The organism is Stenotrophomonas maltophilia group sp. Smal32 (assembly GCF_030237085.1).
GTDB lineage: Bacteria > Pseudomonadota > Gammaproteobacteria > Xanthomonadales > Xanthomonadaceae > Stenotrophomonas > Stenotrophomonas maltophilia_Q.
Genome location: NZ_JASJSI010000140.1, coordinates 1 through 9,797 on the forward strand (window position 1 = coordinate 1; position 9,797 = coordinate 9,797).

Consider the following 9,797-nt stretch of genomic DNA (forward strand, 5'->3'; position numbering starts at 1 on the left):
CTTTATGGGTGCGTGGGGGGGGGGGCCGGGGGGCGGGGGGGGGCGCGCGCCCCGCCGCCGGCGCCCCCCCCCCGGGGGGGGGGGGGGGGCCCCCCCCCCCCCCCCCCCCCACCCCGCCATCCCACGGGAACCCAGCTTTTGCTTTGGCCGTTGCCGTTGCCGTTGCCGTTGCCGTTGCCGTTGCCGTTGCCCTGGCCTCGGCGGGTGCCGGGCGCCGCCCGGCCAAAGCCCTTCCCCCGCTTCCGGTACAATGTCGGGCCCGTTTCCCAACTACGGTTCCCCGGACATGATGGTCCTCGAGGGCGCGCCCGCCCTGTCGCCGTTCCGCCGCGAACGTCTTGAATCCCGCCTGCAGTCCATCGCGCCCTCCCTGCGCATCAGCGGTGCCTGGCACGTCTACTTCGTGCAGCCCGAAGGCAGCACCGCACCCGACCTGACCACCCTGTGCCGCATCCTCGAAGCTGCGCCGCAGGCCGAGGCCCTCGCCGACGGTGCGGTCAGCCGCATCGTGGTGCCGCGCCTGGGCACGCTGTCGCCGTGGTCGAGCAAGGCCACCGAGCTGGTGCGCGGTGCCGGTCAGCCGGTCAGCCGGGTCGAGCGTGGCCTGCGCATCGATGTGCAGGGCTGGCCGGCCGATGCCGATGCCCGGCAGGCGCTGGTCAAGGCGCTGCACGACCCCATGACGCAGTCGGTGCTGGAGACCGTGGAGCAGGGCCAGGCGCTGTTCTCGGCGCCGGCCCGTGGCGAGCTGGAACGCGTGCCGGTGGACCAGTTGGAGGCTGCCAACCAGCGCCTCGGCCTGGCCATGGCGCAGGATGAGATCGACTATCTGCGCGAACGCTTCACCGCGCTGGGCCGCTCGCCGTCGGACGTGGAACTGATGATGTTCGCGCAGGCCAACTCCGAGCACTGCCGGCACAAGATCTTCAACGCCAGCTGGACCATCGACGGCCAGGAGCAGGACCGCTCGCTGTTCCGGATGATCAAGAACACCCACCAGCAGACCCCGCAGCACACGCTCAGCGCGTACAGCGACAATGCGGCGGTGATCGAAGGCCATCCGGCCTCGCGCTATCGCCCGGACCCGGCCAGTGGCGAATACCGCCGCGAGCCGCAGGTGCCCAGCGCGTTCCAGATCAAGGTGGAAACGCACAACCACCCGACCGCGATCGCGCCGTTCCCGGGCGCCTCGACCGGTGCCGGTGGCGAGATCCGCGACGAAGGCGCGACCGGCCGCGGTGGCAAGCCCAAGGCCGGCCTGACCGGCTTCTCGGTCTCGCACCTGCGCATTCCCGAACTGCCGCAGCCGTGGGAAGCGCCGCGCGCGCTGAACCCGCGCATGGCGCCGGCGCTGGAAATCATGACCGACGGCCCGCTCGGCGGCGCCGCGTTCAACAACGAGTTCGGCCGCCCGAACCTGCTCGGCTACTTCCGCAGCTTCGAGCTGCCCGAAGGCGCCGATCTGGTCCGCGCTTACGACAAGCCGATCATGCTGGCCGGTGGCCTCGGCGCCATCGACCGCATCCAGGTCGACAAGATCCAGCTGCAGGCCGGTGATGCGGTCATCGTGCTCGGTGGCCCGGCCATGCTGATCGGCCTGGGCGGTGGTGCCGCCAGTTCGGTGGCCTCCGGCGAAAGTGCCGAGGACCTGGACTTCGCGAGCGTTCAGCGCGACAACCCGGAGATGGAACGTCGCTGCCAGGAGGTCATCGACCGCTGCGTGGCGATGGGGGCCAACAACCCGATCAAGTTCTTCCACGACGTCGGTGCCGGTGGCCTGTCCAATGCCATCCCCGAACTGCTGCACGACTCCAACGTCGGCGGCGTGATCGACCTGGGCAAGGTGCCCACCGACGATCCGTCGCTGTCGCCGATGCAGCTGTGGTGCAACGAATCCCAGGAACGCTACGTGCTGGGCGTGGCCCAGGAGCGCCTGGCCGAGTTCGCCGCGCTGTGCGCCCGCGAGCGCTGCCCGTTCGCTGCGGTCGGCGTGGCCACCGCCGAGGAACACCTGGTGGTGGCTTACGGTGCCGTGCCGGGCCACACCCCGGCCGATGCGCCGATCGACCTGCCGATGGACGTGCTGTTCGGCAAGCCGCCGAAGATGCACCGCGACACTACGCATCCGCCGGCACCGCGCTGGCCGGCGCTGAAGACCGCGGGTCTGGATCTGCAGGAAGCGGGCCTGCGCGTGCTTGCGCACCCGACGGTGGCGTCGAAGAACTTCCTGGTCACCATCGGTGACCGCAGCGTCGGCGGCCTGACCGCACGCGAACAGATGGTCGGCCCGTGGCAGCTGCCGGTGGCCGATGTAGCCATCACCGTGGCCGACTTCGAAGGCGTGGCCGGTGAAGCGATGTCGATTGGCGAGCGCACCCCGCTGGCCCTGCTCGATGCGGCAGCTTCGGCACGCATGGCGGTGGGCGAAGCGCTGACCAACCTGTGCGCTGCCCCGGTCGATGCGTTGGATGAGATCAAGCTGTCGGCGAACTGGATGGCCGCGGCCGGCCACCCGGGCGAAGACGCGCTGCTGTACGACGCGGTGAAGGCCGTGGGCATGGAACTGTGCCCGCAGCTGGACATCAGCATCCCGGTGGGCAAGGACTCGCTGTCGATGCAGGCGCAGTGGCACGACCAGGGCGAGGCGCACAAGAGCGTGTCGCCGGTGTCGCTGGTGATCTCCGCGTTCGCACCGGTCGCCGACGTGCGCCAGCAGCTGACTCCGCTGCTCGACCGCGACGTCGAAAGCGAGCTGTGGCTGATCGGCCTCGGCGCCGGCAAGCAGCGCCTGGGCGGTTCGATCCTGGCCCAGGTGCATGCCGACCACGGTGACCTGCCGGCCTTCGCCGGTGCCGCCCCGGACCTGGACGACCCGCAGCGCCTGCGCGGCTTCTTCGAACTGATCCGCGATGCGCGCCAGGCCGGCCTGCTGCTGGCCTACCACGACCGCAGCGACGGCGGCGCCTTCGCCGCGCTGTGCGAAATGGCCTTCACCTCGCGGCTGGGCCTGGACATCACCCTCGATGCCTGGGGCGATGATCCGTTCCGCAGCCTGTTCAACGAAGAACTGGGTGCGGTGGTGCAGATCGCGCGCGAAGACCGCGCGGCATTTGCCGACCTGGTCGAGCGCCATGCATTGACCGAATGCGCACAGCGCATTGCCAAGCCGACCACTGCACCGGTGGTGCGCGTGTCGCTGGCCGGCGAGAACCTGGCCGAATGGCGCTGGGAAGCGTTGTTCGACGCCTGGTGGTCGGTCACCCACGCCATGCAGAAGCGCCGCGACAACCCGGCCAACGCCGATGCCGAGCGTGAGATCGCCCGTGCCTTCAACGCACCGGGCCTGAAGCCCAAGCTCAGCTTCGACATCAATGAAGACGTGGCCGCCCCGTTCATCAGCACGGGTGCGCGTCCGCGCGTGGCCGTGCTGCGCGAGCAGGGCGTCAACGGCCAGATCGAAATGGCGAATATCTTCGAACGTGCTGGCTTCCGTCCCTTCGATGTGCACATGAGCGACCTGATCGAAGGCCGCGTCGCCCTGCAGGACTTCACCGGCCTGGTCGCCTGCGGCGGCTTCAGTTACGGCGACGTGCTTGGTGCCGGCCGTGGCTGGGCGACGTCGATCCTGGAGCGCAGCGCGCTGCGTGATGCCTTCGCCGCGTTCTTCGCGCGCGAGGACAGCTTTGCCCTGGGCGTGTGCAACGGCTGCCAGATGATGAGCCAGCTGAAGGACATCATTCCCGGTGCCGAACACTGGCCGCAGTTCCGCCGCAACGCCAGCGAGCAGTTCGAGGCCCGCACCGCGCTGCTGGAAGTGGTGGAATCTCCATCGATCCTGCTGCGGGGCATGGCCGGTTCGCGCCTGCAGGTGGCAGTGGCGCATGGCGAAGGCCAGGCGGTGTTCGACAACGCGGTCGACCAGGCCGCGGCCCGTGTTTCGCTGCGCTACATCGATGGCCACGGCAACGTTGCCAACCAGTACCCGCTGAACCCGAACGGTTCGCCGGACGGCATCACCGGCCTGACCAGCAGCGACGGCCGCGTGACCATCATGATGCCGCACCCGGAACGCACCCCGCGTGCGCTCAACATGAGCTGGGCCCCGGCCGAGTGGCAGGGTGATTCGCCGTGGATGCGCATGTTCCGCAACGCGCGGGTGTGGTGCGGCTGATCGCACCACATCGCGCACGCATCAATGCCGCCGCGTATGGAAAAACCCGCCGTTGACCGGCGGGTTTTTTCTTTGCGCGCGTGAAAATCCTGATGCGCCCGCTAGTTACATGGATTTTCAGGCGACAAAGTATCGTCACGCATCGCTAACAAAATCCTTTTATAAACAGGCGAAAAAGTGAACTGCTTCACGGCAATAGGATTTGTCGTGTCAAAGTCTTGACGATCTGCAAAGTTGCCGTTAACACTTGAACCCCGTTTCAGAATCATTCATTTCGCAGTAACCGGTTGGCGCACGCGCTCGGTTTTCTGTCGCTGCGCGCCGTTCGGCAATACCCCGCAGTAAATCACGCGAATAAACGCCCCCAGGGGACGTTGGGCCGGAAAGCCCAGCGGTGGCGTTGCTTTGCCCAAAACCAGTCCAATCAGGAGCCGTACCGATGAATCGGATTTATCGCAAGGTCTGGAACAAAGCATTGGGTCAGTTGGTGGTGGCCTCGGAACTGGCTTCCTCCGACAGCAGCAGCGGTGGGGTCGTCGACCAGCGCCGCGATGCGACACAGGCCACGCCCGCACTGCTGGCGGTGGCACTGGGCCTGGTATTGGGATTGGGCATGAGTGGCTCTGCCACCGCACAGTCGGTGCAGATCGGCGGTAGCGCCACCTGCGTGGCATTCAGCGGCAAGCTGCTCGAAAAGTGCCTGATCGAAGGCTCGGCCACGGCCAAGGGCAGCAATGCGGTGGCGATCGGCAGCAACAGCAGTGCGAGTGCGGCCAACAGCGTGGCGCTGGGCGCCGGCTCCAGGGCCACGCGTGCCAACACCGTCTCCGTCGGTGATGCCGGCAAGGAACGGCAGGTCACCAACGTCGCCGCAGGCACGCAGGCGACCGACGCAGTGAACAAGGCTCAGCTGGACGCGCAGGCGCGCGCCACGCAGGCCGCGCTGGCCGACGTTGCCGCCGACGGCGACCGCTATTTCAAGGCCGACGGCGCAGGCGATGACAGCGACGCGGCGAAGATCCAGGGCGAGGGCGCACTGGCCGCCGGTGCCGGTGCGCAGTCGCTGGCCAACGCCACCACCGCCATCGGCACCCAGGCCATCGCGGCCGGCATCGGCGCCAGCGCGTTCGGCCAGGGCGCCTTGGCGATCGGTGATGCCAGCGTAGTGGTCGGGCAGAGCGCGGCAGCCTTCGGCCTTGGCGATACCGCCGTCGGCGCCAGTGCGTATGCCGCCAGCGAGAACGGCGCAGCAACGGCACTGGGTGCATTGTCCGAAGCCACCGCAGACGGTGCGACCGCCGTCGGTGGCGGTGCCGTGGCGATGGGTCCCGGCAGTACTGCATTGGGTCGCGGCGCCACCGCCGCCAACGAAGCCTCGATTGCCGTCGGTGCGTTCAGCACGGCGGTCGGTGAGTACAGCACGGCGTTGGGCTCCAATTCCGCCGCGGTCGCTACTGGCAGCGTGGCGCTGGGCGCCGGCTCGCTGGCCGACCGTGTCGATACCGTATCCGTCGGTGCCGCCGAATACGGCCTGACCCGCCAGATCACCAGCGTTGCCGCCGGCACCGAGGACACCGATGCGGTCAACGTCGGCCAGTTGAAGGATGTTGCCGCGGTGGCCGATGCCACCGCCAAGCGCTTCCAGGCCACCGGCAGCAGCAACAGCGATGCCGGCGCACTGGCTGAAGGTGATGACGCGCTGGCCGCCGGCGAGGCCGCCAACGCCATCGGCAACGGCACCACGGCGGTCGGTGCCGGTGCCACCGCCGTTGCGCAGAACGCGACCGCGGTGGGCAACAACGCGCTGGCCTCTGGCCCGAACAGCGCAGCATTCGGCAACAACGCGCAGGCCAACGGACCGGGCAGCGTGGCCGTGGGTGGCGCTGCGGTGGATGCCAACGGCAATCCGCTGATCACCAGTGGTGGCGTGCCGGTGGTCACCGGCGCCACCAGTGCCGGCGTGGGTGGCACGGCCGTCGGCGCCAGCGCCGATGCCAGCGGCTTTGCCGCATCGTCCTATGGCGTGGGGGCCTATGCCTCCGGCGCGCAGGCGTCGGCGTTCGGTGCGGTCTCCAATGCCATCGGTGATTACTCCACGGCACTGGGTACGCAGAGCAATGCCACGGGCACCAGCAGCGTTGCCATCGGTGGCCCGGCCGACCTGATTCCCGGCCTGGGCTTCTTCGTACAGACCCAGGCCAGCGGTGAATCGGCGACTGCGGTCGGCGCAGGCGCCATCGCCAGCGGCGACCGTGCCGTGGCCAACGGCAGCCTCAGCGAAGCCTCCGGTGCCGAAGCCACCGCACTGGGCTACTTCGCTTATGCGCCGGGCGAGAACGCCAGTGCGCTCGGCGCGCAGACCTGGGCCAGTGGTGCGCAGAGCACTGCGGTGGGCTACTACGCCACTGCACGCGGCGCCAACAGTGTCGCGCTGGGCGCGAACTCCGAAGCGGTGCGTGCCAACAGCGTGGCCGTCGGCAGTGCCGGCAACGAGCGGCAGATCACCAGCGTCGCAGCCGGCACCGAAGCCACCGATGCGGTGAACAAGGCGCAGCTGGATGCGGTGGCCAGCACCGCCGACAGCACCGCGCGCTTCTTCCAGGCACAGCCGGAAGCTGGCAGTGATGCCGGTGCGCTGGCGGAAGGCGAGGGGGCCATCGCGGCCGGTTCGTCGAGCAACGCGATCGGTGCTGGCGCGGTTGCGCATGGCGCGGCCGCGTCGGCAATCGGCGATGACAGCGTGGCGGTGGGCCGCAACAGCACGGCCACCGGCAGCGGCGGCGTCGCCATTGGTGGCCTGGGCCAGGCCTACGACGAGTTCAACCAGCCGATCATCGGTGCCGATGGCAAGGCGCAGCAGGTGGGTACCACGGCCGTGGCCGATGCCACGGCAGTCGGCAGCGCTGCGCAGGCCACCGGTGCTGCCAGCAGCGCCTTCGGCAATGCGGCCAAGGCCAGCGGTGACAACAGCTTCGCCGCCGGCGGCAAGTCGCGCGCAACCGGCGCGTATGCGGTGGCGGTGGGTGACAGTGCGTTCGCCAGCAGCGATGACAGTACCGCGGTGGGCGGCTACAGCTGGGCCACCGCCAGTGGCGCCAGCGCCTTCGGTTCCGGTGCGTGGGCGACCGCCACCAACGCTTCCGCGTTCGGCAACGCGGCGTGGGCCAGCGGCGCTGGCGCCACGTCGATCGGCTACAACAGCTGGGCCAACGGCACCAGCGCCACCGCCGTCGGCCGCGGTGCCTTCGGCTATGGCGACAACAGCGTGGCACTGGGCTTCCAGGCGCTGGGCAACAGCATCAACAGCATCGCCATCGGCACCAACACGGTGGCCGGCGGCGAAAGTGCGATCGCGCTGGGTGCGGGCAGCAATGCCACTGCCAGCAACGCCGTCGCACTCGGCGCGGGCTCGGTCGCCAACCGCGCACGCACGGTGTCGGTGGGCAGCAGCGGCAACGAGCGCCAGGTCACCAACGTTGCCGCCGGTACCCAGGCCACCGATGCGGTGAACAAGGCACAGCTGGACGCGGTGGCAAGCACCGCCACGACCACCAGCCGCTTCTTCCAGGCCAGCGGTAACGGCGACGATGTGGCGGGTGCGCTGGTGGAGGGCGACAACGCGCTGGCCGCAGGTGATGCGGCCAACGCCATCGGCAATGGCGCCACCGCGCTCGGCAGCGGTGCCAATGCGCTGGCCGGCAACGCGCAGGCGATCGGCTTCAACGCGCTGGCGACCGCCGCCAATGCCAGTGCCGTAGGCGCCAATGCACAGGCCACCGGCGAATACGCCACCGCGCAGGGTGCGGAAAGCGAAGCCAGCGGTGAGCAGAGTGCGGCGTTCGGCGCGGCCAGCATCGCCAGCGGCGCGGGCAGCACCGCCAGCGGTGCCTTGTCCGAAGCCTCCGGCGAAGAAGCCGTAGCCGTGGGCTACTTCAGCAACGCCAGTGGTAGTGGTGCCACCGCGGTCGGCAGCGAGAGCGTGGCCAGCGGCACGGCTGCGGCAGCGTTCGGTATCGGTGCCGAGGCCACCGGTGGTTACAGCACCGCCATCGGCGGCTATGCACAGGCTTCGGCCTTCAATGCCACCGCCTTTGGCAACTTCGCCAATGCCTCCGGTTCCAACAGCGTGGCGCTGGGCGGTGATTCGCAGGCGTCCGGTGCCTACAGCACCGCCACCGGCCAGGGCAGCCTGGCCACCGGTACCAACAGCGTCGCCATTGGTGGTTCGCTGTTCGGCACGCTGGCCACCGAAGCCTCGGGCAACTACTCCACGGCGGTGGGCGGTGGCGCCTGGTCGGGAGGCATCAACAGCACCGCGCTGGGCAATGCGGCGGAATCGCGCGCGGCCAACAGCGTGGCGCTCGGTGCGGATTCGATTGCGGACCGCGACAACACCGTGTCGGTGGGCGGCGGCGGGAACACCCGCCAGATCACCAACGTGGCCGATGGCACGCAGGGCAACGATGCGGTCAACAAGAACCAGCTCGATGCCGTAGCCGCCGCCGCGGAAAAGACCAGCAGGCAGTTCCAGGCCAGCGGCAATGCCGATGGTGAAACCGGCGCGCTGGTGGAGGGCGACAATGCGCTGGCCGCCGGTGATGCGGCCAACGCCATCGGCAACGGCGCTACCGCGCTGGGCAGTGGTGCCAATGCGCTGGCCGCCAACGCCACCGCCGTCGGCATCGATACACTGGCGACCGGCACCAACGCGGCGGCACTGGGCAGCACCGCACAGGCCACCGGCGAGGACAGCCTGGCCCTGGGCAGTGGTGCCAGCGCCAGCGAAGTGGGGACAAGCGCGGTGGGCGCGCGTGCACAGGCAAGCGGTGTCTACAGCACCGCCAACGGTACTGAATCCAACGCCAGTGGCGCACAGTCCCTTGCCAGCGGCTTCCGCAGCGCGGCCTCCGCCGATGGCACCACAGCGGTGGGTGGCTATGCCGAAGCGACCGGTCGCCTCGGCACCGCACTGGGCTATGGCTCGGCGGCCAGCGGCGCCAACACAACGGCGGTGGGCTTCGGCGCGGCCGCGGCCGGCACCGGCGCGGTTGCGGTGGGTCAGTCGAGTGAAGCCAGCGGTGCGGAAAGCGTGGCGATCGGCGGCAGCACCTTCTTCGGCCTGATCCCATCGCGTGCCAGTGGCACCGGTGCGGCGGCGTTCGGTGCCGGTGCGTGGGCCACCGAGGACTACGCTACGGCCATCGGCTGGAATGCCTGGTCGGCTGGTACCAACGCCACGGCGCTGGGTGCAAACGCCACCGCCAATGGCAGCAACAGCGTTGCGCTCGGTGCCGGTTCCAAGGCTGACCGCGACAACACGGTGGCCGTTGGCAAGGCCGGCAGCGAACGCCAGGTCACCAACGTTGCCGCCGGTACCGAAGCCACCGACGCGGTGAACAAGGGCCAGCTCGACGCCGTTGCCAGCGTGGCCGACAAGACCAGCCGCCAGTTCCAGGCCATCGGCAATGCCGATGGCGAGGCAGGTGCACTGGTCGATGGTGAAAATGCGCTGGCGGCCGGCAATGCGGCCAATGCGATCGGCAACGGTGCGACTGCGCTGGGCAGCGGCGCCAACGCCATGGCCGCCAACGCCACCGCGGTCGGCTTCGATGCACTGGCCACCGGC

The 9,797-nt window shown here is 69.3% G+C and carries 2 protein-coding genes; both read left to right on the forward strand.

What is annotated here, in order from left to right:
• The first annotated feature begins 286 nt into the window (after positions 1-286).
• Entirely contained in the window at positions 287-4,171 is a 3,885-nt protein-coding gene (gene purL / locus QRO91_RS20515; protein WP_197619705.1) for a phosphoribosylformylglycinamidine synthase, read from the forward strand.
• 439 nt (positions 4,172-4,610) lie between these two features.
• On the forward strand, positions 4,611-9,797 hold a 5,187-nt coding region (locus QRO91_RS20520; RefSeq protein ID WP_285310534.1), incomplete at its 3' end, for an ESPR-type extended signal peptide-containing protein.

Bases quoted from the DNA above. Each gene is read 5' to 3' on its own strand.
- purL (WP_197619705.1), top strand. From the start codon at position 287: ATGATGGTCCTCGAGGGCGCGCCCGCCCTGTCGCCGTTCCGCCGCGAA.